The sequence below is a fragment of the Paenibacillus sp. OK060 genome, assembly GCF_900101205.1.
GTDB classification, from domain to species: domain Bacteria; phylum Bacillota; class Bacilli; order Paenibacillales; family Paenibacillaceae; genus Paenibacillus; species Paenibacillus marchantiae.
Map to the genome: position 1 here is coordinate 20,698 of NZ_FNFR01000010.1, position 25,307 is coordinate 46,004.

The window sequence follows — 25,307 nt, forward strand, 5'->3', positions numbered from 1 at the left end:
GCGTTCCCGTAACGACAAACAAGCCCGCGAACGAAAATTATATCCGCTGCGGGCAAGTGTACCATTTGCATATGAAGGGGTTATATATCTTATCTTGAGAGGGAGAAAGGTGGAAGGAAGAACTTGAGTGCCAGTCAATCCGGTACCTATTTCGTTAAATCCACACGTACATAATCTGCGCCGCCCAAGTCGACTATTTCTGCGCGGACCATTGCGGTTGTTATTTTAACGCTCGCTGGCACGTGGTAATCAACCGTCCCCTTTTCGGTGATACCCGGATTAATCGTAACACCGCCAAACAGAGATATCTCCGGATTATATACGTTTCCTTGTGTATCAAGCAGTAATATTTGACTCCCTAAGAATGCGTCCGCTTCTTTCGCCTTATTAATAGCGGTAACGCCAATCGTTACGACTTTCATCCCGTCACTCTCATCCGTTGTTTCCGAAACATCGTTTATGTATATATAGAATGAACCTACTTTCACCGCTTCACCGATTTCTGGCTTAGATTGTTCAACAGCGTCCGTTGAGCCAGTAGATATCAGTCCTGCCCGGCTAACTGTGAGCAAAACGATTAAGCCGATGAATACTGCCCCAACAACAAGTAATGTCCATGAAGCACTGCTACACTTGAACTTCCTGTGCTGAACTTTTTCAACTTCATTTGTATTCTCCGGCATTGTCAATCCCTCCCCTTAGTCAAATATACAATTTAGACCTGAGAAAATAAACAAAAGACGCAGCCCTCAACAGAAATTAATCCGCGAGAACAGCGCCTCTTTTATTCTTCGTCCTCCGCAATCTTATTGAGCGGTGAAGTCCTCGTATGTTCGATCTTCAAGTCATCGTTAATCAACTCAACGCCGGGTCATTTCCATCATGGTATGGCCGAATATGGAGCGCCTATCTTCTTACTATGCCGCTCAAGTCTATCGAACCATACATGCCGGTTCAACGCGTTCCCTTCGTACGTGCAGAATATCGGAACATTCTCCGCCCAACTCAGCGGCCGCGCACGAATTAACTTCTTCATAGCTTTAATCGTCGCGTCAGATATCGAAAATCCCGAGATCACCGTGTCTTCGCCGTTAATGCCGTAACGTGGATCTCGCGAGCCTTGGGACGGAAATTGCTTGGTAACAGCGCCAGGGCTTCCGATAGCCGAATACCGGTATCCAACGTCAATAAGATTGACGCGTAGTCACGAAGGCCAGTAAACCTTGATTATCGGGAATCCTTAGTAGTTCGCGGAGTACTTCGATATCAACGCTGACTCGGCGGCCCTCTTCGTGGCGCTTTGTAGCTACTCATAGTCGTCATATCCATCTTCGTGGCTCGGGTGCAAAAAAGTGTACAAAATGGAGATAGTGAAGATACATTAAATTCGTTTTGCAAAAGCTCGTGAGGGACCCTCTTCACTTGATTTGAGGTGAGATACTATATTCTCAATTTCAACATCAGACACATAAGCAGAAACCAATCTTCTTTTTGCCCCATCCTTAGGGAGATAGAGCATGTCTCCTCTCCCTAGCAAATCTTCAGCTCCCGACTCATCCAGAATTACCTTAGAATCATAATGATTGGCAACAGCGAATGCAACTCTTACGGGTAAATTTGCTTTAATCACAGGCGATAAAACTTGTTTGGAGGGCCGCTGTGTGGCTATGATCATATGAATACCAGCTGCACGTGCAAGTTGGGCAATTCGCTGAATACATTCCTCTACATCCGCTCCTGTTGTCATCATCAAATCCGCAAGTTCATCTATGACTAAAACGATATAAGGTAGACGAGGAGCGCTAGGATCTACAGATTGTACCCTATCGTAATACGATTCAATATTACGCACACCATAGTGGCTTAAAATTTCATATCGCTTTTCCATCTCTACAACAAGTTTTTTCAATGCAATTCCTGCTCTTTTCACATCCGTTACGATCGGGCCAAACAAATGCGGGATGTTTTCGTAAATAGAGAGTTCGACCATTTTGGGATCAATGAACAAAAATTTAAGCTTATCCGGACCCAGACTGTATAAAAGACTTATGATCATAGCGTTGATAAATACGGATTTGCCTGCTCCTGTAGCTCCTGCGATCAGTAGATGCGGCATGCTGGCTAAATCTGCATAAACCGGTTCCCCCGACATGTCCATGCCAATAGGGAAGTTTAGAGCAGTTCGTATAGCTAAAAATTCTTTATTCTCAAGGAGTGGTCTTAAATGAACGGTATAGGGTAGTTTACTGGGTACTTCAATACCAATTACGTTTGTGCCTGGGATAGGGAGATAAAGCGTAATTTCTTCAGCCTTGAGAGCCATTTTCAAATTCATCTTGAGTCGCTTAAAATGGGATATATTTAGCCCTTCTGCCGGTACCAATTCATATCTCGTTACACGAGGTCCATAGGTGACGCGAATAACTTTGGCAGGTAACTTCATATTAGCTGTTTCTCTTTCAAGCTCAGCGAAAGCACTTTTTGAATCCTGGTTTGAAGGGGGGATGACTGTTGAAGATTTAAGTAAGGTGACAGGTAATTTCAACACACCGGTGCTTGGGTAACTCCAACACAATTTGCCTGTCTGGTCAAACTGTAATATAGCATCAAAGACGGTATCGCTTTTATTCGATTCTTTGGACTTATGAACAAATCCCCGTATCAAACCACTCGATCCCGTTTCCAGAATACGTAGGATCGTTTCCTTTTCAATGACTTTTCCTTTGATTGTTTTGCTAATTTTGAAATCACATCCCGTGTTCTCCCATGCGCTACAGCCATATAAAACTCCTTTATCGATGACAGGCTGGCCACATTTTTTGCAAGATCCCAAGTTGTGATCAGCGGTCACATTTCGTTTTGGCCGCCGGTGCGCTTCAGTTATAGGTAATGTCTTAGCCGGGCTACTGGATATAGGAGAAGTAATCTGTTCTGAAGCATCTGAATATTCAGTAGCGTTCCCCTTGATTTCTATATCCTCATCATGCATCGATTTCTTTTGATGTCTTGGATCCCTCTTGATATGTGTAGTATTGGACTCCCCCAGCGACGATACAGATTGTCTTGGTGAGCTAGATAATGGAGGTCGTGACATGGGAATGCCGTTACCAGTCGCTGCTGAGTTTGGTTTAACTGCTTCGGGCATGTCCATAGAATGAACAGAGTTCACAGCATCATAAACAAGCTTAGTAGCCAGTTTCTTGGCCTGATCAATAAAGCTAGTATGTGTAAATCTCCCCTGACCAATTTCACTTAATGTTTGTTCCCACTTGGCAGTTGTTTCGGCTGAGGATAAAGCAGATTGGCCGATAGCTTGAATAAGCGTTCGTCCTTTCACAGTGGGATACACCAAGTTTTTTTTGATTTCAATATAACTCTGATCCTTTAATCGGCTTATAATACTTGCTCTAGTCGCTTCTGTCCCAAGACCATGCGTTTTGCGCATGATGCTTTCTAGTTCTTTATTTGCTAACTGATTCCCCGCAGATTTCATCATTGAGATAAGGTTACCTTCTGTCAAACGCTTAGGAGCAGAAGTCCAGGCTTCTTTAACAAAACAATCGGTGGTGTGACCAACTTGTCCCTCCACTACACTAGGAAGCAGATGTAGGCTTTCTTCGCTCTCGTCAGGGTCATCTGTATTCATAACGAGACGCCAGCCGTCTCGAATGATTCTCTTCCCTTTGGTTATGAACGAAAATTGATCTCCCACATACGTGATGATCGTGGTGTGTTCCAGAATAGCACTATCATAATGAGCTGCAATTACTGATTTGACAACCAAATCATAGATCAGTCTTTCATTATGGCTTAATCTGCTTAAATCTGGAGCTGTATCGGTCGGTATAATCGCATAGTGGTCTGATACTTTCGAAGCATCCACATATCTTTTATTATTCATAATAGAGGGAACCGGTTTAGGGATTAAAGGAGTATAAGACCCTAGTTTACTTATGTTTTCAAGAATGCTGGGTAACTCCTTTGCTTCCTCAGTCGTTATCCGATTACTATCCGTACGTGGGTAGCTCTGATATCCCTTGTCGTATAGCGTTTGACAGGCATCTAAGACATCTTTCGGACTTAGTTTAAAAAGTTTATTGGCAAGGGTTTGCAATGCGGAAAGACTAAACAGATAAGGGGGAAAAGTCTCTTTAGTCTCCACAGATATCTCATCGATATCTGCCGTTTTTCCTGAACACCAAGCGGCCAATTTCTCAGCTTTACCCTGATCCATAAGTCGGTCTTGATTGCCTGTAAACCATTTCCCCCTATACTCCATACCGCTAAAGCTGAAGTTTGCAATGACTTCCCAATAGGGCGTGGATACAAAACTCTCTATTTCCCTCTCGCGTTCAACAATAAGTGCTAGAACCGGTGTTTGAACACGCCCTGTTGAGAAGCTCTCTCCTTTTTCAACTTTGACTCCTTTCTCTCGAAGCAATATGGAGTATGCTCTTGATGTATTTATCCCCACAAGCCAATCTGCACATGACCGAGCATATGCTTCATAAAACAAATTTTTCTTTTCTGATTCGGGTAGAAGATTCTGAAATGCTGCAAAAACCGCATCTTTCGTTAACGAAGATGTCCAAAGTCTTTTCACGGGTTTTTTACACCCACTAAGTTGATAAATCAAAGTAAAGATGGCTTCACCTTCGCGGCCCGGATCACAGGCATTTATAATTTCGTTAAAGCTCTTGTTTTGAATCAATTTCTTCAAGTGAGCGAACAATTTTTCTTTCCCTTTTGCAGGCTTCAGTTGAAAGGGTCCTGGTAGTATGGGGAGATGCTCCATTCTCCACTTTTCAAACGTTGGATCATAATCCTCTGGTTCTTTTAAAGTAACTAAGTGTCCTGCTGCCCACGAGAAGTAAGCTCCCTTGGGGAATGTCGGACAGGGAAGTACCTCGATGTAGCCCCAACCTTCCCCTTTGGTTGGAAAAGGAGCCGCTAGTCGTTGGGCTTGGTCTTTTTTTTCAGCTATGATAAGTTTCATGTAAACCTCCTATAACGAGCAAAAAGCACGCTTCCCCATAGGGAGAAGCGTGCTTCGCTTTGTGAGTATTCAATTGATTTCATTATACCGTAATCTTACACCGAGGTCACCCTGTATGCTGTCCAGAAGCGTGTAAACATCTTCTTATTCTGCGGTCTCTACTTACATGTGAACAAGTCATCTGGATTAAAACCCAACTGATTAACCTTTCCCACGGATAGTTAATCTACTACCTTATGAATGAACAATGTAGCCTTAATGAAGGAAAGGGACCCTTATTCTTGGTTACTCCCACGAAGCTCGGTGTATTTTTTGTTTGAGCCATATGCCTTCTCTACTGGATATTTCTCTGCATTCTTCTTCAGCTTTTCTATTAAAGCTTTCTTCGGATCAATATTAAGATCGTTGCACATGAGTAACACATAATATAGAACATCAGCCAATTCATCTTGAAGCTTGTCTTTGCTTTTCGCAATGGCTTCTTCGTTACTTTTCCATTGAAATATTTCAAGCAACTCACTCGCTTCGAGATTCAAAGAAATGGCCAGATCCTTGGGATTATGAAATTGTCCCCAGTTCCGCTCATCTCTAAATGTAGTAATCTTTTGTATTAATTCCTCCACAATGAACCACCTCTATACAGTCATTCGACATACAACGGCAAAGTCCTTGCTTACGGCCTCTTGATACACCGAAGCGTAAGCATCACATAGGAAGCAGGCGCAGTCAGCGTCAATGCACTACTCGTTTTCAGACTCATCTTTGAATTAGGTGTTCTTGTGTGAAGAGGCTTAAAACTGCTCATAAACCCTCATTAGAAGCAAAAGAAAAAGCACCTTCTTTGAGGTGCTTTCCGTCATACCGGCAAGTAATCTAGATCTCTTGAAGAAATCGCTTATGTTCTTTTAAATGTTCTTCGTACTTCACATGATCCAGAAAAGTGATACATTGGTCCATCAGTTCTTCAGGCGTGTGCTTCAACTTTTTGGCATACATAAATGCTGCTTTAGCCAGTTTTTGAATCACTGGTGTAACATCTGCTCCGTTTAACTCAAGTTCCGGGGACTTACCCGTATACGCCAATAAAGATGTAGGAACAAAAGAAGCGGAAGGCATAACTGAACATAGTGCCATATCATGAACATAATGATCATTCATATTAGCAATAAAATAAAACAGATGTGGTTTGTTCTTCACTAGTTTTTGGATCCAAGCTTTTAACTCGGGCACATTGTACATTCTTCGGGCTTCATGTTCATACCCTTCAAATAAAATGACCACAGAGCTGTACCCTTTTTGTTTTCTCTTTTCAACGTTCACTAGTACATTTAAGTACGATTGAATATGTCCTTGTACTACATGATCTTTAGTTACAACTAAGCGTGTTACTTTCAGTTCTCTTTCTGCTTGCTCTTCGCCACTTAGCTTGAATGGAACACCACTATCTTTAAACAGTTGTAGTGCGAAATTTAAAGATTGCACTCGTAATTCCTCCTGTTGAGATGACCTTATCCAAGCCCATCTGATTTAGATGCAGCTTTGAGTCTATTGAATATGCAATTCGTTCAGGCATTAACTGTTCCGATCAGGAAACAAGTTTAGTATAAAACGTGTATAGTGCTGTAACTGTCGTAAGAAGTGTAACGTAGTCTCTGCTTCACTTGCGATAGACTCTAACCCGTGACTCGTAATCTGATAAATATAGGTGCTACGCCGATCTGTCGTCCAATTTCCTGTTACATATCCCTGGTCTACTTCCATTTCTCGAAGCACCTCGTAAAAATACCCTTGTGCAGGCTGCCATTCGTATCTTTCTTTAAAAAGTAACCACACTTTCTTTCCACTTTCTTGACGATGTTCAGACTCCGTTAGAATCTTTAAAAATAAGAACCGGATCAAATGCCGCACGTTAATTAATCGGTTAAACATTTTTCGTTGCTGCGTATTCAGTTGAATGGGTTCGGATTTACCGGTACCCGAGATATGAAAGTCAAAGTGATCGGCCATACTTTTTAAACTCTTCATGGAATCCATACATGATTCTTTAAAACTATCTATTTTCGCATAACCGTCTGCGGTAATAGCGTAGTATTTTTTATTGTTCTTGTTCTCCGTCCGAATCGATGTTATCCATCCGAAAGACTCCATCTGATTTACTACATTGTAGAAATAGGATCTCGCTCGTCCTCGTTGTATATTACTTAATTCCGCGCGGACCACCTCAAAGATTTCTGAAGGAGATGCCGACTGATTGTGAAGTTCACGAAAGATGAGCAAGTACATGATATCTCTCTCACTGAGCCCTAAGCGTTCTGGACCGAGTTTAATCTCCTCTTTCACTGGCATTAGACTCCCTCACTTTCCGGATCCTTTAGTTTGATTACGAACGTGAAAAAGATTGTTTATGACGTAGTGTCTTTGTGTCTTGACGAATGCCCATGTATTTCGAAAGGAACGTATATACCACGAAAAAGCTAATTCCATATGAGAGGATCCACACCCCACCTATTGCAATCAGATGAGGAACTAAAAGAGTGCCGCATAAGACTAGTGAAACTACAGCGCCTCTTACCATAGGTCCTGTCATCGTAGGTTTTTCAACTTCATCATATGGTACTTTACGATCCATACTACCTTGCATCCGTGAAAATTCAGCTTTCCACATGTAATAAGAAATAATGATTTGAGATATCCCAATCGTACCAAAGATTCGGTAAACACTTGGAGGTATCACGCCATGAATATGATTGGCCACAAAAAACATGCTAAGAATAAAGGAACAAATTCCGATTTTTATGAGGAACTGCATAATTACTTCTCCTCTGTTGCTGAAATTAAAATTGCATATGGCAAGTTAAACATTCATATTCTATCATTTGGATCAAGACTATGCTTGTACGGTTATAAACCCGATTAGAAGGCCTCTTTATCTCGGGCTGTTTCTGCGCCTGCTATATCTCTCTTAACCCTATAAATCATTTTATAAAGCCAAGGTGTCCATTGCCCTAATTAGAAAGAACTGAATCTATTCGACTATCGTTACTGGACGGCCGAATTGTTTAAATGCTTGATCCTCACTATACAGATCCATCTTATAACCCGTTAATTTTGCTGCAAGACGTGCATTTTGCCCCTTCAAACCAATCGCAAGTGTGAGCTGATTATTGGGCACAATCACACGTGCTGTCGGATCCTCTTCATCGTCAAAAATGTGGACCTCAAGTACTTTAGCAGGTGCTAAGGAATTTGCAACATACTCTTCCATCTGTTTGGACCATTTAATGATATCTAATTTCTCGCCGCCGAGTTCACTGGTAATGGATTGAATAGTTTGCCCTTTTACGCCTACACATACCGCAACTTCATCCACATCTGGATCTAGTGCAGTAACTGCAATCTTCGAACGGATCCCCGCTTCTCTGGAGATGGATTTGATGGCGACCTTTCCTTCTTGTATTTCTGGGATCTTTGTTTCAAACAACTTCTTCAGATGCCCTGGGTGTACACGAGACAGAATAACCAAAGTTCCCTTAGAGGTTTGTTCAACGCGGGAGATATACGCTGATAGAGTATCCCCAAGCTTAAACTTTTCATTTGGCATCAAGGCACTGATAGGTAGGACAGCCTCGGTGTGGTCTAGTAAAACATATAAGTTAGATGAGTCCATGCCCTGGACCTTTCCAGTGATGATCTCTTCTTCCTTACCAGCGTACGCATCAAACACGAGAGCTCGTTCAGCTTCTTTAATTCTCATCATAACCACCTGTTTGGCCGTTTGAGCAGCCAACCGTCCAAAGTCTTTCGGAGTAACTTCAATTTCAATAAACTCGTCAAGCTGGACCTCTGGGTTGATCTGCCGAGCTTGGTCGATCAATATCTCGACTCGTTCATCAATAATATCATCTACAACCATTTTCTTTGATAACACTTTCATTGCACCAGACGTACGATTAATATCGACACGCACATTCGTTGCCGTATTGAACTTCTTTTTGTAACTTGATACGAGTGCATCCTCAAGACCCTCTAACAAAACTTCTTTTGAAATCCCTTTTTGCTTTTCAATCTCCGTTAATGCTACTAAAAAATCCTTATTCATTTTCATACTCCTTTTATTTTCTGATTTTTACTACACAAGCTATGTCCGCCCTCTGTGTGTTTATCGTTCTCCCTATAGTGCTATAGATACTTTCGAAACAATCGGTTTACTAGAAAAAGCTTTGATCTCGAGACAGAAATTCATTCTTCACCCTACAGGTACCTTTCGATGGAACCGCAAATCTAAGCGTATATGTATCTGTTTCTAAAAAAAATGATGAACGTTTAGTAGATGCGAAGAGCAACGATCGTCAACACATATGGAGAGGGAGGAAGGGCAATAGACCATCAACTGTAAAACTCATCCATATATACATTATATCGTACTACTCGGTCACAGGAAAGCACTTCGTCTTCTCGCATACGTTCTTCCTTCTCGCCTTTTCCTTCCCCTTTATACGAGATCTTCAACCCTGAGACACATAAGCACGGATCTATGATCTACTTTCAATTCTGAAACCTAGATACGTATCTATATCTTTTTTTTAGGGCTAGAGTGAGTGCGCGCCGCGCGCAAAGGGGGTTCCAGGTTCAATAAAAGTTGCAGATTTCTAGATACAAATCTAAACCCTCGTTAAAAGGGGGCAATACAACAGGCAGGCTAAATAGTCAACCAAAAAATGAGCGGCGAGAACGCAGCAGGACTAGGATGTATTAAAAGAAGTTTAGTCCTATGAGCGAGTTGTACGTTTATATGTGTTTCATGGATTTGTATAGACCTCCTTTGGTTTCTTTGGATGGACCTAAGTGTTAAAGGTGTCTTTAAGGTCACTTTTAGGTCACCCTATTCTCAGAGAGGTATAGCCTATCAACACAACAAAAAAAGGCACCTGCCCTTTCCGAATTCTACATGATCACCAAATAAAAGTGATACAGATCGCCCTTGATAGGACGTAGAATTGGAATGTGGCGTGTGCCTGTTCCTTAAAGAAAAATGTTGCTAATGTATGAAGATAGTATAGCACAATATGGATGGATATTTAAAGACATTAAGTAATGAAAGATTGAAACTACGTTTCTTGGTTTACAAAATTTTGCACCCTCTAACAACTATCTCATACATATTGGCCAGTTGCTAATTTCACTAAATTTGTAGTAGATAATTGACTTACAGTTCCCCGCAGATAATGTTGAACCTGATTTTCGTATTAGCTCCTTCTGGTGAAACAAATTGAAGATTCACTGTTTCTCCTTGAGATAAGAGCTCCAACTTTTTCTTGAGTAACCCAACATCTTTGATTCTAGGAGGAATGTCTGATATAAAATTTGTCCTGATATTGAAACAATAATTGAGCAACGTAATCTTAGCATCGTCATATGGTTGAAAAGTGACATCATTAATCTCTTCATAAACAATTTTTCTTAACATTTCTAAATCAGAAAAATACACACCGCATGTATAACCTGATACATCCTCTTCAAGATTATTTAAACGTATGATTCGGACAACTTCAGTAATTTGCTTTACATCTGTTTCTGTTAACGTAGTAGGCATTTGAAATTTAATCTTAAAGAAGCACTCAATTTCAAACAAATGTTCCATGACAGGTATAGATCTCTCTATCCTAGTATCCTTTTCTCTATCTTTAGACAGAATGCCTCCAAGTATAACCATATTATTATCATTCAATGTAAGTTGAATTTCATGCTCCCCTTCCATTAGTAAATACCTGAATAATAGTAAAGAAGCTTCTACGAGATTAGAATCTTTAATCGCTACTAAACGGAACTCTGCGATGGTTTCACGATCTGGATGAAAACGGAATTCATATTCAATAACTCGATCTGGTTGATTTCGGTTACTGAAGATTCGGGTATCATCATCCATTATTTCGACTACTTGCAGCCAGACCATAGATTTAATTTGCCCACCGATGGCTAAAGTACACTCCTCGTGTGGAAAAGGTACAGGGGGTATAGACATGATTAACTCCTCAGGCTCTTTAGCAACTTGTTTATGAAGGAGATGCTGACCTGCATAAGAACGGAACTCTTGAAGAGGCATTTCAATTGTGATCTGCTTTCTTTTTCCATATTCAATAATTTCGTACAAATTGCCGAAGCGACGGAATTCTTGTGGGAAATTCGGTATGACCACAATCTTCTTCTCCATATCTTTCAATATTTCTGGGTTCACTGGTTTCTCTACAACGCTAATATCTGATCCGTCTATTTGCCAAGCGTACTTCCAATTCGGGTCACTATGTTCTGCATTAGAAACGGTTAGAAGGGCTTTTTTTAATTGCTGTTCAACACCATCTAAGTTCATATCATAGAGCATATCCTCTAAAGCTCTTTGAAATTGTATACTAGAATTTCTTGGTTGAATATCTCCTAACATTTTCAGTATTTCTTTACCTCGATGATCTATCGTTTTTAGATCAGTCTGCATATTTTTTAGTGTACTCAGAATCTGCAATATACCTGGTGGCCACTGAGTTTTTTTATAATTTTGCATCTTATTGATGACAATATAAAAGAAATGAAGGATTTCATCCTGATATTTAGGGTACCTTTCCATGTATGGTTCTAAATTTAGATCTGCTTTAGGGGCATCATCAGGTTCACCTTCAATAACCCATCGAAACACTTCAATCCTGTTTTGCGGATCTTCCAATAATTCGTTAATTAAGCTATCAGGTAATCTGCTTTGACTATTTGCATCCACGATAGCTGCACTGAACATATTAGTAACTTCTCTAGAGTAATCATCTTTCCTTATGAAAGATTCCAAATCTCGGAACCATTTCTCATTTGTAATTTTAGACTTTATAAAAGAAGTTAACCCCGTGGTTAATCCTTTGGCTAGAATTTGTATAGGATCCATTCGTACATCTCCTTGCCCATCCATAATATATAGCTATTCCACTGACTCACCGTTCACACGCGATTTCATCATTATCTCGGTCAAGACCTCTACGGTACCCTGTTTCCCCTTTATAAAAAAGAGAAACACCATAAGCATGAGCAGCAGCAGAGTTTTGATAATATACTGATGCGTGATTATGATCAGTATTGGCTAGTCAACTGCTGTATTTCTTGACCCAACCTAGAAGAAAAGACTTCCTATAAGGAAGCCTTAAAAAAAGTGTTTTTTTAATGTAATTGGGTTCGGTCGACCGTTTGGAAGTAAGGAATAAAATTAATAGGTTCATCCCAATCACCAATTTTAAATCCAATGGATAGTTTATTTTCGGATGCAGTCTCGTGTTTTTCAGGTCTAAATGCTAAACCTACAACTTTAAAAACACTAGGACCTTTGTTTAAATAACGTTCAGGTACTTTCATGAAAAATATTCCTTTCTCATCATGATTTTATAATCAAGAAAGCATTATTAGTAGTTGAATTTTCTTAAAACTATATACATCTCTCTTATGTGTAATACAAATATATTTACTCCATATCTCACGGATAACTCATTAATTTAATGTGTGCTTCTGTATATTTGTATTTTATTCTAGGTATTTAGAAAAGACAACCCTATAAAAAAGGTTATCTTAGCTCGTTTGTCTTAAAATTGCTTTGCATTATTCACTGCATACTGCAATAAACAACTTTAGTTAGTAAAGTTCCTAGACAAATAATAAACTATATCTCTAGATTATCTTTTGTACTCAAGTACTTCATATCTGAAGCTACATTCCCCTTGAGATTCTTCAAGGAACTCTCCTTCCTTATGAAATTCCCTTTTGTAACTTATCAACTACTGACTGATTTTTAGAAGTTCCTTTAAATACTTTTGCATATTAGAATTTGTTGCATATACGTAACAACCATTTATGCCACGTGACAGTAAGACATAATAGATTTTCTGGATATAGGATTTTAATTCTTCGTTATTTTCGTCAGTACCTTTGATTGGAAGACCATTTCGATCCTTATACTTTTCTGGATAGACAATGATTCTTACTTTTTTAAGATCATAGCTTCCATCTTCTTCACCCGTATAATTACAATCGATTTCCTCTCCAAAAATTACGCCTACATAGTTTAGATCTGCACCTTGAGTTGTGTGAATACAGCCTATTTCTTCAACACTATTTTCTTGATTAATCCAACCTATTGTTCTAGAGTTCCAGTTAAATGTATTACCTGTGATAGGATCGCTTATATCATATAAATGATTATCCTTTTGTGTTGCCCATTCCCAAGAATAGCCCGCAATCACCCGACATAATTTATGGGTCTGATCTAGTTGCTTTATCCCCTTGTGTAAATCCGAAATGGAATCCATCACTCTAAAGTCATAATCTTTTAGTAATCCTTTTTCATACACAGGAACATCTGAAGCAATTTGTAGATATTTTCTCAACCATGCTAAATATTGATCTCCAGACTTCAAACGGAACTGTTTACGTAGTATATGTTTACGATAATGTGTTGTCTTTTCTTTAAAACGGTCCGAATCTATATCAGCTGGACGAATAGTTTGATACTGATCATACACAACGGTTAGATGATGAGCGTAGTTTGAAATTAGGTCTAACTCCGTTGTAAACCCATCAGAAGTAATTAGATGTTTTAAATCTCTCGCTTGCTTACCAAAATACTGTTTTAGCCGATGTGCTTCATCTACAAAAACATACTTATATTTTGTATCTCTACCTTTAGCCTTTTTAATAAAGTGTGAAGGTGATAACACTGTAATACCATGTAAACCAACTTTTCGAATTAAGTCTTTATATAAACCTAATGAATGGTTTTGTGGAATGACGAGTGCGATGTCTTCCCGTTCTATTCCTTCACGGTCCTTAACTGTTGTTTGGTCATAAATGAGTGCATACAGAATATTCGTTAGAACTACTGTTTTACCTGTACCTGGATCCCCAGTTATCAGATGCCTACTATCGGATGAAGTTAGCATTGCTTGTAATATGCCTTGGCATACATCAATTTGATTTGCAGAGAGCTCCTTAAAAGGTGAGTATTTATAAATAAACTTATTATGTATTTCCTTTAATGGTTCAATAGCTATTCCTTCTTGAATAAGTTTATCCCATATGTTTACAAACATATCATTTACATTTTCAATGCCATAATAAGAGTGAATATTTTGACCTTTAATCTTGTTAAGTAAATTGTAATGACCATCTGCCAATAAATAATCGATTAATAGCGTTTCAATATGTTTAATGGAGCTTTCGTTAAAGAGATCACTTTTAATAATCGTAATATCAGTAAACGTCTTACTAATATCTTTTAAATGTACAGAAAAACGGCCATATACATCTGTAGATTTCCCTACATAGAGGTTTTTCTTGTCTCTTTGGATATACACCACTGGGACTGTATCTATATCAAAATCTTTAACATCAAAATGTTCAAATTCCTTTCGTGTTTTCTTAAGCATTTCAAATGAAAATAGTTTTCCAGCGAGTATCATAACTAACACATCACTTTCATTATTATATTCAAGATATTTAACTCTCCAACACTCAACTCGGTGCTTCTTTAATCAGTAATACATCTCTCTCTTCTTTGCTTACCTCTCGATACCATACATTTGACATAGCTCATCTGTATCTATCTCAATACCAATGGCCTTTAACTTCTCCCGTCGGTCGTAAAATAACTTTGTTAACATGATCTCTTTGGCTTCATCTGTTCCATGATGAATCTGACGATGACACGTTGGACATAAAGCTAGAAGCTGTGATTCTCGGTCCAAACTTACATCAAATTCACCCTGAAACCTCATTGGTACGAGATGGTGAACTTCCAAGTATTGTTTCCCAGTAACTTTCGAAGTAAAAGAAACATGCGACTCATCGAAGGCACACTTAAACTTGGATAAATGAAGTGCCCTAGCTGCAACTTGAGCATCTCTTGGCCAGCGTGCTTTTCTAGACTTATCAAAAACAGGATCTGGTTTTGGGAGCGGAATATCCTCAGTCTCTATTTCTCCCATACTATTCTTTTCGGCTATCTTCACCTTTTTATCAAGCATTGACTGCACTCGATTTTGAAAGTCTTCTTCTTGTTGCTGCTCTTCTTCTAAATAGTGACCATCATCACTTAACAATAGGTAGTCGTTAAATTGCTCTAACGTTCTTTCCCCAATCATATATTCAATTTCTTTGTATGTAATCAGTAATTCTTTAAGGTCACTGATAAGTTCTTTCGAACTAGGTAAATTATCGGCGCTATAATAACGACCGAAAATATGGCCATTTTCATAACCTTGAGCTAAGTCCCCTCGTCCTCCTAAAGTAATTGCTGTTGCAGTCATATGATCTGGAGTGATATTCAACTTCTTTCTAATGATGTTTGAAGTCGATCGTATTTTTTCACGGCCTAGTTTAGTACCGTACTTGTTCTTAAAATAAGTCCATCCTTGATTCAAAGAGATATATACACCGCTCATATCTGCTTTGAACAAATAAACAATATAATAGCCTTTTGTAGCTGTTGTAGTGATATCTCTAATAAAAATTGACATCCACGGTATTTCAGCCCATTGTCCTTGTCCAACTGAGCCCATGATATAGAAGCGTTTTTGAACCAATTCTGCTTCATTAGCAAGTATGTCTTTAAAAATATGGCGTACGTGTTTACCCATTTCATGATTCTTAAACAATGCCAATCTTGCTTCTTGGTAATGATCGAGTATGTATTTTAGCGTCTCTCTGATGTGTAGCTCACCTGTTCTTTCGTTAATATTTTCTGTTTCTAATCGATTAAGCATTGCATCATTGGATACTCCGAAGTAGTCCGCCACTTTCAACAAGAATTCACTATCTATTCTTTGATTTTCGCTCTCGACTTTAGAAAGAGATGCATATGAAATATCTAAATCCTCAGCTAATTCTTTCAATGTTAGTCCTCTAGACTCTCTATAAAATCGTATTGTAGACCCTATATTCTCCTTATAATCAAACACATCAACCACCTCAATCATGTTGTTATTGTCATCATACCAGGTTGTTCCTTAAAATTAAAACGAGGTTTCTTCTGGTTCAGAAACAAAAAGGTTACCTTTAACTAGAATTCATATGTAAAGTACCTGATCTACATTCAAAACGTAAACCTCATGTATTACGATAGTATGAATGGTTTTTCAATAGAGGTTAAAAAAAGACTTCCCTAGAACTTCATAAAATTCAAGGGAAATCTCTTATTAAATCTTTTTGAAGGAGGGTCAATAATAGTTCATGCCCTACTCATTGGCAGCTAAGTTCAATGTATTAACTGCTTTTAGTTTATATGACATTACTCGGTTTTTACCTGCCGCTTTTGCCTCATACATCGCTTCATCCGCCTGTTTGATTAAAAGGTCGGCTGGTACACTTGGGTCATACAAACGATAACCTATACTAGCTGTAGTTATCGTTTCCTTTTCGATACGGGATCTCATTCGTTCAGTTAGTTCTTCCATATCAACGTCGAGACTTTGAATAAGTAGAACCATCTCCTCACCACCATAACGCCCAGCCACACCAATGCCCTCAACCTCTTCTCTGAAAATGGTTGCCACTTGCTTAAGTACCTCGTCTCCTACTTTATGGCCTTTTGTATCATTTAAATTTTTAAAATTATCGATATCACAAAATATAACATTCACAGGAATACTTCGGTCCACACAACCATTAATATACTTTGTAAAATACCTTCTATTAAATAATCCAGTCAAAGAATCAGTAATTGCGGAAACGTAAGAGCTTTGCATTATGATCAATGAATGTTCAATAAGATTAACCAATAAAAGAGTATAAGAACTGACCTCTAATAAAATATTGAGCATGTACAAAGATCCATGTAACGAAGGAGCGATGCCTATAACTATAGAAATTAAAAGAGAAACTACAAACAATCCAGATGCAATATAGATGGATTTACCTCTTCCTAACTTATTCCCATATAAAATATTCATTGTTACAATTGATAAGATTGCTATGATATATCCCATTACGGGAACAAACAGACCACTGAGTATCACAATGATTGTTGGAACTATAAAAATCAGTTGAAGCTTAAAGTTTTCCTTGTTATGTATCCGGTAGAAGCCATATAGAAATATAATGAACGTACTTTTCACTATGATGTTAAAGAAAGAAGATATTGCAAAAGATTCTATTCCTATGGAGGAAGCAACTAGACTGAATATCAGGCTGATTCCATTGAACGTAAGATATCCTAGTGTAATTTTAGATAAGAATATATACGATTTTCTTCTCCTTTTCTCATGTAGTTGTCTAGATAGAACCCAAGACAATATCAATATTGGAAAAAGGAGAAGCGATGCAACGAAGCTCCCTTTAATACCAACAAAAAAATCAAAAATACTCATAAGTATTGCACATCCTTCTTATTGATAGAAATTATCAAACCAGTCACGATGTAATCTCGTTGGGTTCTTGAAGTATTGAACCCACAAATACAACCGTTCATTTTTCCCTTCTTTTCTTGATCTCCATTTTTGTCGCTGTGCTATTACAAATGGAATTAAAACGGGTGCCCAAATAATGCTTCCACTTAGAATAAAATAGATCATTCCTTTAGTTGTGTTCAGAATAGGATCCCAAGCATGATACTCAGTATCCAACCCCTTCGCTTTGGCCCAGCAGAAGAGAATCACATAAATGATAAATCCGCAAATAACATAGAGAACGGGTATAACCAATTGAAGATTAAAGACGAACAAAACCAGTATTACAGAAATAAGCAAGATCACTTTGTTGTGCCTTTTCATAGTTCACCTCCCATTTCATAAAATAAAAAAACGCGAACTATCCCTAAGGACGTTCGCGTGCTTCGCGTTAGCATATTTAATTGTTTTCATTATACAACAACCTCTCCTGTTGCTCAATCATTCTGTTTCTTCTTTTCAAGGAAGTCCAGGATAATGTCCATGATCCGTTAATTCTTGATGTTGCCAATAGAGTATACGATCCTATTTTGAAAATGAATAACATACATGCCTACGATTAAAAAATATCAGATTATAGTCCGTGTTTTATTTGAATGATACATCTAAATGTAAAACATTGAACGGCAAAAACCATCAATTCACATCAAGTGCTTCTCGAAGAGCTCTATCTGCTTTATCCAGGCTATCGTTAGCATTTCCGATAGCTTTTTTTATTTGGGTCAGGTTCAGTATATCCTTCCAGTTAGTTTTGATATCTTTGGTCACAGCTTTAAGAATATCTGCAGCGCCTGACTTTAGAATTGTTAACTCATCAGCATCCGTAAGGCTACTTAGAGACATTTGATTTGCAAAAGACGAAATCTTCTCCGCCATTGCTCTATCTGATAAAGTTAAAGACAATTGGTCTATCAATTCTGTTTCTTTCGCAGCTTCTTTCAAATGGTAAATATAATCTTTAATTGGTAGGTATGCATTGTTCGTTTTTTCCATCAATAACATTGCATCCGTATAAGTGAGCTTTTCATTCGCATTAGTATGAAGAGAATAAATACCAAAGTCACTTAGTGTAGTCCCCTGCTCCATGCTATCTAAACTCAGTGCACGTTTCAGAATGGATGCCGCCTCTGCAGATGTAACTGGTTCATTTGAATGGACTATTTCATCCTTTAATACTAGACCCGCGTTTATTGCATATTTAAGAATTTCTTTGAACTGCTCATCCTGACTTAGATCATAGAATGACTTTGCCAGAAGTACAGCTTTCGTTTCAGGGAAAAGAACAATAAGAAGGCTCTTTAATAGTTGCTCTTTCGTGATCAGCTGCTCTGGATGAAACTCTCCTTGGACAATCCCTAATTCTTTGCCCTTGTTTTCAACATAATTTTTGAAAGGATCAATGATGGACTTAGGAGAATCCTTTTGGACCCACATCCCTTTATTTTCTTCTTTAGCCCTAGATTCTAGTTGGCCAAATAGTTCTTCCCAGCGCGTATTGGGTTCGATCGCCATAGACCGAGCAAATCCATTAGATACGAGAGCTGCATTAAAGAATATACCATCCTCCAAGTATACATAAGCGAGTACTCTACCATAAGGATCATCTGTCTGGTCTCGAGATATATAAACCGTTTTACCTGTCAGTTGTTCTTTGGTGTATTTTGAAGCTTCTGGGCCATAAAATTGGACAGGTCCATTTAGGGTCTCTGGAGTATCAACACCAATTAAACGAAACACCGCTTGCTTTCCGGCAATTGTCCCATCTGTATACCGCCCGATAAAAGTATCGCCATCTTTTACACGTGTGACCTTAACCTTTTCCAGTGGTATAGAACTGATGGTCACGGTTTTATTTTTACTCAACCATCCGACCGTGGTGCCCATACTCTCACTAATAAAACGAAGAGGCACATATGTAACATTATCAATCATGACGGGTGCTTGACTCAGTTTTAACGATACACCATTTATTGTGGCCTCTTTCTTCCCAATGACTAAATATATGCTTTGATCTCCCTTTTTAGCTTTAATGGAAAGATTACTATTGTCCCATGCAATGGATGCCCCTAACTTCTCGAAAATCGTCCTCATGGGAACTAATGTACTTCCATTTATCATTCTTGGATAAACGTCAAACTGTAGCTTTTCTCCATCCAGGTACACCGATATTTCGTTCTCCATAGCTGCAGCGCTCATCTGTAATGGTGCGGATAACGAAGATATCGCAACGATGGAGCTAATCATTAGTTTTTTGAACACACTTTTTCTCCTCCTAAGCAAAAAAAGAACGCACAACTCCTAAGAGTTTGCGCGTTCTTCGTCGCTTCATATATTTAATTAAGATTATTATATACAAAATAATGTCAGCCCATCAAGTATATTTAATTTACATAAAAATGTGCACACCACATCTCTCGTCTTATGGGTTTTACATCATATTTTTTGGGGAAGACTCGTCTCTGGAAATCCAGTTAACTCAATTTTTGAATGAGTGTTGTCTGATCTAATTTTTCTATAATAGACTCCAGATCAATTATTACATCCACCATACTTCTAAGATGAAAAGCAGCTTTATTATGGCCTAATATGGCAAGAACTAGTGTTCCATTTTTTTTTGCTCGTTTAATAGCAGGCACGAAATCTGCATCCCCAGAAAAAACAACAACATAATCATACTTATATACTGAGAATTGGTAAAGATCCAAACAGATCAATACATCAACCCCCTTTTCCACATAGGTTTCCTCTTTGACATAACACACGCCGCGATACACATTAATCTCATCATGTTCTAACGCTTGTAAGAATTTGTGCCTTTTATTATATTTAATCTCATCTACATGCTTAGGTGGTAAAGTACCATAGAAATTAAAATCTGTAGACATCTTTGATCCATAGTTAGCCTTCAAATAATCTTCAACCATTTCATAGAATTTTCGCCAAGAACGTATGCCTTTGATTCCTAATTCATGTAACTGATAGATAGCATTACTTTCATCGATCAGAATTGCACTTTTGAGACGTTTTCCTACTGGTCTCATGCTGTTCACCCTACAGACTTTCTATTTTTGGAGACTTTGAGAAGGTACATGAGTGGCAAACCTAAGCACTCAGATATCTGAAGTAGATGCTCTTCTTTTGGAAATCGCACATCACGTTCCCAGGCTGAGATCGTGGTCTTATCTACACCCATTTTCAATGCTAATTGTTGCTGAGAGTACATTTTTGACAGCCTTTTTAATTTGATGTCTGCTGCAATTGTTGTGATTGGTTTAGTTTTCTGTATGTTCATAAAATTCACCCCAAAGTTCATATATTTAAACAAAAAAAGCACCACTAGACGTCTGAATCGACGTAGCGGTGCTTCCACTTATTTAGTATTTAATTACCATAAGTATATCATAGTACTTTGAATAATATAAAGATCATTTTACAAATGAACAACGGCATAGTATAGATAAAAAGAACTTCAGTGGTCAACACCATGATCGTTCACAACAAGCTTATTTCTTGTGTCCAAGTAGATATTGAATAAATTATTACTATCATCGTGTACTGTAACTTTGGAGTCCCTCACCTGTCTCAACTAATGGTGCTGATTTATCCATCAATACCTGAGCGGAATACTTCCTTTCCTTGTGAATTGAAAATTATATACTTACTATTGTTTCCTAGCGGAACCCCACTGTACATCCCGTCACCAAGGTAGTTTACGAAACCGTATTTAGGAAATATCCGTTTACCAGTCTGAATATTGATTGCTGTTGTGATCGCACCATCCTTGGCCTTCACCGCATAGCGAATCGTTCCGATTGGATCAATATCGTGGTAATAATCGGCACGCTCGAAATCAAGACGTTCGAATTTCACTTCCATTACTATTTTTCCACGACTATCCACGATCCCATAGTTCTTATTCAGTTTCACACGGTATAGCGGGTTCTTCGTAGTTATTTTCTCTATACGGTTATTCATATAAGTGTTACGCTCGATAAGTGGTACAATTTCATCGTATTTGGTAGGAAGAATTACCTCACCACGATTTCCAATCAATCCATACTTACCGTTCTTACGAATGACGGCACTTCCCATCTGGAAAGGTTTGGCTTCTTCGTACTGAGTGGGTAGCTTGATGTCTCCCCGATTCGAAACATAACCCCATTTTTGATTGATTTTCACAGCTGCTAGGCCTTCCGAGAAAGCTTGAACATCATTATAGTTGCCCTCAAATAACAGCGATTGATCTTTTTTATAAAATTTCCATTTGGAGGTCAGATCCTTCATATCTTTTACAGCATAGCTACCATCTCCAGAAAGAATGACCTTTTGATCATCTTGAGGTTCAACAATCATATGCCCGGACACATCAACGATTCCTTCGCCACTCTCTTGTATTTTCCAAAGTCCATTCTGTGGCTCACTTAAAACGAGATAATATTTATCTAAAGGAATAATCACACCATCTTGTCGAACAATTGCACTGTACTTATTATGGTGGAGACCCCAATCATATGTATTACCTCTAAATTCGATCTTGTCTTGGAACTCCGCAGGTACCACCAGTTTGCCCTGGTAATCCATACTACCCCACAGTCCATCGATTTTCACCGGAAATAGCCCTGATTTACGATAGTGTGTCCCATAATCCATATCTTCAATGTTAAACGCTGTAAGCGATTTTCCCTTGGAATTAATTAGTGCCCATTTTCCGTTCTTCTTTACTAATGCTGCTTGATTATAAAAGCTTGTTCCTTCTTCATATGTAGGAGGGATAACAAATTTTCCTTTGGTATTCAGGTAGCCGATCTTCCCATTTTTCTTTGCGATCGCAAGTCCATTGTCAAACCAACCGATATATTCGATGCTTTTGTCCTGAAATATCACTTTGCCCGCACTATTAATCAACTGATTTCTATTTATGACTGCTACTCCCTGATTGAACGCGTCTCTAGCTAATTGAAACTGTGGCTTAATTACAAACTTACCTTGGTAATTGATGAATCCCCATTTCCAATTTTGCCGAACTGGAATTAGTCCATTGGCAGCTCGGTCAGTGAACCACAGTTGGCTCAATCCGACATGTTCCTGCTCATTGTCCCACTCGTGATATTTGGGTTCGGTTGCTGCAAGAGCGACCTTGGGTGAGATAAATATTGCCGCGAATAGAATTACGATTGAAACGGAGAGAATCCCCGCTAACATTTTATACATTGACTCATTCTTCAAAATCATATTCCTCCTAATAATAAATACTTCAACATTAAACCACTGAACACGAATAAAATGCCTTCTCGCAACTACTTTATGAGGTTTGGTGTAGTTCATTTCTATGTGTTTTGCTTAACTTATCTATTAAGCTCCTTTCTCAATATGATACTTACTTGAAGTGCACTAGCCTCATTCTAAGATGAAAGAATAATATAAACAACCTTTTGATAAATGCTCTATACCCTTTCTAATCTCTTCGTCAGCAAACTTGTAGTTAAACCCTTATCAAAAAAATCTTGTAAAACGGATTCTGGAGGCTGACCTCTTTTTGTATTCATTGTGTCTTGGTATTGTACTTTTATTTTATGTTCTGAAATGGTAGTAAGTTTCATATCTTTTAGGTGATGGAGTTGGTTTAAAACATATTAAAACCATGCTTAAACACCATCAATTAAAACCTTATTTTAATAACTTTCTTTAAAACCATAGATTAAAACCTTTAGTTAATACCTTTTAATAGGTCCCCAAAAAACGTTGAAACCCTTGCTACATAAGGCTTTTTACATAAACGTAATTTGCGAAAAAAATGAATAAACTATGGGTACACTTAACTAAAACCTATACCCACGAGCCAATAGAGCTTATCAACGTTAATCTAAACGTGATCCCTACTCTAACAAACGATATACCATTAGAGTAATTCAATACCAACATCGATTAGCACGTCACCAACATCGATTAACGCGTTATCAAAAATGATTAAAACGTTATCCACAGGTATTTTAGATAGTTAGTATTAAATCAGATGAACTATTTAGGATAGAGTAATTAACGGATCAAAATTCGCCAATAATATTGCAAACGGTTTTCATTTTAGTTCATCACAAATAGCAGTCACTCTACTGTGGTTGTAGAAGTCACTGCACCAAAAGTTAGATTTAGGAGATTCAAAAAAACTTAAAGAAGCCTAACTTTTACTCTAAATTAGACTAATTAGACTACCTTACTTTTTTGTTTTGAGATGAATTTTTCAATCTCAAGTTTGATTTCCAGAATAGGTGCCGGTAAGGTTTTTATCTGGTAATACCGCTGAGCAAACCATTCAGGGTTTTGTCTGAAGCGAATAAGCCAGCAGTTGTGTAGGAGACGAAGCTTGTCCCATATCTTGCCTTGTTGTTCCTCAGCTTTGGCAATCAAAGCTTGATTCATCTCTGAGAGCGCATCATTAACAAAAAGCTGAGCCTCTGCCATGTGTTTCTTCTGGTGTACTACTTCAAGGTCCATGGATAACTGTACAGCATACTTCAGCTCGGCTGATTCCATCACTGACCGAAAGTAGGCACTGATCTCATCTAATTCATTCTTATCATCAGTAACAATATAATCAGAATCTTCTCGGTAAATCATATTCAAGAAATTTTGAGAGCGCATCTTATTTAGTTGAATGTTAAACAGAGCTGTATCAAAGATTTCAGTGGCATACTCATAGCCAAATTTAGCATAGTAGTCTTCCATTACTTTAGCAATCTGCCATACTGCTTTTCGTGATAAAAAGTCACAACAAAAACGATGCTTTTTAAGCTGTTTAAAGACCCACAGCTCTGCACCTTCAGAATAGATTTCCCCCATATCGATCCATTTTTGATGAACATGGAGTACCTGATAGTTTTCTGTATGTATTTTAATATTCAGATACTTGGAAGCCTTGATAAGAATGTTTTTCGCTTCCTTAGGCGTTCGAATATTAAGAAGCCCGGTTGGACCATAAAGATCATTAATATAACCCCAGCGAAAGTTGCCTGGAATGTAGATCAATTCTTTACCGACATAATGGAGAACAAAACGTTGAACATTGCGATCTTCAGATAGGAATTCATCGCAAGTGAAAAATGCAAAGTTTTTCGCATAGAGGTTTTCTTGGGAAACCTCTGCTTGGTCTCGAACAAAGACGTACTGATTAAAGAACAGGTTTCCGGCATCATTATAGTGAACAATGCCCTCAAACGCTAACTTACTAAGAAGGATTCGTATACGGTATGTGGAGGTGCCCATACGCTTTGCAAGTGCTGTTATAGAAAGGGGCACTTCCCCTCCATATGCGCAAATCGTACCGAGCAACAATTTAAGTTTGAATAACAAACGAGTATCATTGTGGAGTGTGCGTGCATCAAATAAATCAGGATGGTGTTTCATGTTATGCCGCTCCTTCAATCCAACCCGAAAATGGCATGGGAAATAAAAGGTTTTGGCTTTTTTTTCTGAAATAGACATGCTATAATTGAGGCATATCAGTTAAAGAAGCAAGACCAAGACCCGATTTCTCGAATTCTATCTAAATGCCAGGTCGCCAAACTTAGCCATTTAGTAGAACTTTGTGGTTGGGTTCTTTTTTTTGTTGATTTTTATTTCGACGGTTAAATTCGAGTTTTTGTTTATGTATCCATATATCTTCTAAGCTTTAGGCAATTATAGCACCGAAAAATTTTATGGTAAATAGAGGTAGCTTGAGCGGAGATTTGGGGAATTTATGAAATATCCTTTGAAGTATAAGGTCCCAAAAAAGAGCGGAGATTTGGGGGAAATTTTCTAACCCCCTAGCTGACAGTGTTTTTAGGGGATAATAGAAAATAAATATTTAT

18 protein-coding genes and 1 pseudogene are annotated in these 25,307 nt (G+C 38.3%); all 19 read right to left on the bottom strand.

Translation table 11 applies throughout. The features are described 5' to 3' along the window. Positions 1–146: 146 nt before the first annotated feature. Positions 147–683, bottom strand: a complete 537-nt coding sequence (locus BLS14_RS27860) for a DUF4352 domain-containing protein (RefSeq protein WP_090954915.1) — start codon at positions 681–683, stop codon at positions 147–149. Between the two features lie 698 nt (positions 684–1,381). Next, positions 1,382–4,996, bottom strand: coding sequence for a DNA topoisomerase 3 (locus BLS14_RS27865; protein ID WP_090954917.1), 3,615 nt, complete (start codon positions 4,994–4,996; stop codon positions 1,382–1,384). A 275-nt stretch (positions 4,997–5,271) separates the two neighbouring features. Continuing rightward, a complete protein-coding gene (locus BLS14_RS27870; protein ID WP_090954918.1) occupies positions 5,272–5,619 on the bottom strand; it encodes a nucleotide pyrophosphohydrolase in 348 nt (115 codons plus the stop codon). A gap of 250 nt (positions 5,620–5,869) precedes the next feature. Continuing rightward, a complete protein-coding gene (locus BLS14_RS27875; protein WP_090954920.1) occupies positions 5,870–6,478 on the bottom strand; it encodes a hypothetical protein in 609 nt (202 codons plus the stop codon). Positions 6,479–6,568: 90 nt separating this feature from the next. Then, complete coding sequence (locus BLS14_RS27880) at positions 6,569–7,342, bottom strand: helix-turn-helix transcriptional regulator (RefSeq protein ID WP_090954922.1); 774 nt, start codon at positions 7,340–7,342, stop codon at positions 6,569–6,571. A gap of 34 nt (positions 7,343–7,376) precedes the next feature. After that, entirely contained in the window at positions 7,377–7,805 is a 429-nt protein-coding gene (locus tag BLS14_RS27885) for a hypothetical protein (protein WP_090954924.1), read from the bottom strand. 216 nt (positions 7,806–8,021) lie between these two features. Next, entirely contained in the window at positions 8,022–9,095 is a 1,074-nt protein-coding gene (nusA, locus tag BLS14_RS27890) for a transcription termination factor NusA (protein WP_090954926.1), read from the bottom strand. A gap of 1,107 nt (positions 9,096–10,202) precedes the next feature. Continuing rightward, positions 10,203–11,921 carry a hypothetical protein gene (locus BLS14_RS27895; protein ID WP_090954928.1) on the bottom strand — a complete coding sequence of 573 codons (1,719 nt, stop codon included), beginning with the start codon at positions 11,919–11,921 and terminating at the stop codon, positions 10,203–10,205. Positions 11,922–11,967: 46 nt separating this feature from the next. Further along, positions 11,968–12,069, bottom strand: a pseudogene (locus BLS14_RS33605) (excalibur calcium-binding domain-containing protein); the annotation flags it as partial. 121 nt (positions 12,070–12,190) lie between these two features. Further along, the gene (locus BLS14_RS27905) at positions 12,191–12,382 is read right to left on the bottom strand and encodes a hypothetical protein (RefSeq protein WP_090954929.1); all 192 of its coding nucleotides are present in this window, start codon (positions 12,380–12,382) and stop codon (positions 12,191–12,193) included. Positions 12,383–12,798: 416 nt separating this feature from the next. Continuing rightward, on the bottom strand, positions 12,799–14,478 hold the full coding sequence (locus BLS14_RS27910) for a DNA/RNA helicase domain-containing protein (protein ID WP_090954931.1): 1,680 nt from the start codon (positions 14,476–14,478) through the stop codon (positions 12,799–12,801). Positions 14,479–14,577: 99 nt separating this feature from the next. Next, positions 14,578–15,993 (bottom strand): MrcB family domain-containing protein, encoded by a 1,416-nt coding sequence (locus BLS14_RS27915; protein ID WP_090954933.1) that lies wholly within the window; start codon positions 15,991–15,993, stop codon positions 14,578–14,580. A gap of 258 nt (positions 15,994–16,251) precedes the next feature. Next, positions 16,252–17,382 carry a GGDEF domain-containing protein gene (locus tag BLS14_RS27920; protein WP_090954935.1) on the bottom strand — a complete coding sequence of 377 codons (1,131 nt, stop codon included), beginning with the start codon at positions 17,380–17,382 and terminating at the stop codon, positions 16,252–16,254. Positions 17,383–17,400: 18 nt separating this feature from the next. Beyond that, complete coding sequence (locus BLS14_RS27925; RefSeq protein WP_090954937.1) at positions 17,401–17,784, bottom strand: hypothetical protein; 384 nt, start codon at positions 17,782–17,784, stop codon at positions 17,401–17,403. Positions 17,785–18,096: 312 nt separating this feature from the next. Beyond that, complete coding sequence (locus BLS14_RS27930) at positions 18,097–19,719, bottom strand: stalk domain-containing protein (protein ID WP_090954938.1); 1,623 nt, start codon at positions 19,717–19,719, stop codon at positions 18,097–18,099. A gap of 212 nt (positions 19,720–19,931) precedes the next feature. Beyond that, positions 19,932–20,501: an NYN domain-containing protein gene (locus BLS14_RS27935; protein ID WP_090954939.1), complete on the bottom strand. Its 570-nt coding sequence runs from the start codon at positions 20,499–20,501 to the stop codon at positions 19,932–19,934. 5 nt (positions 20,502–20,506) lie between these two features. Further along, positions 20,507–20,752: a helix-turn-helix domain-containing protein gene (locus BLS14_RS27940; protein WP_176854807.1), complete on the bottom strand. Its 246-nt coding sequence runs from the start codon at positions 20,750–20,752 to the stop codon at positions 20,507–20,509. Positions 20,753–21,060: 308 nt separating this feature from the next. Next, positions 21,061–22,785, bottom strand: a complete 1,725-nt coding sequence (locus tag BLS14_RS27945) for a WG repeat-containing protein (protein WP_090954943.1) — start codon at positions 22,783–22,785, stop codon at positions 21,061–21,063. 876 nt (positions 22,786–23,661) lie between these two features. Further along, a complete protein-coding gene (locus BLS14_RS27950) occupies positions 23,662–24,861 on the bottom strand; it encodes a hypothetical protein (RefSeq protein ID WP_090954945.1) in 1,200 nt (399 codons plus the stop codon). Between the last annotated feature and the right edge of the window lie 446 nt (positions 24,862–25,307).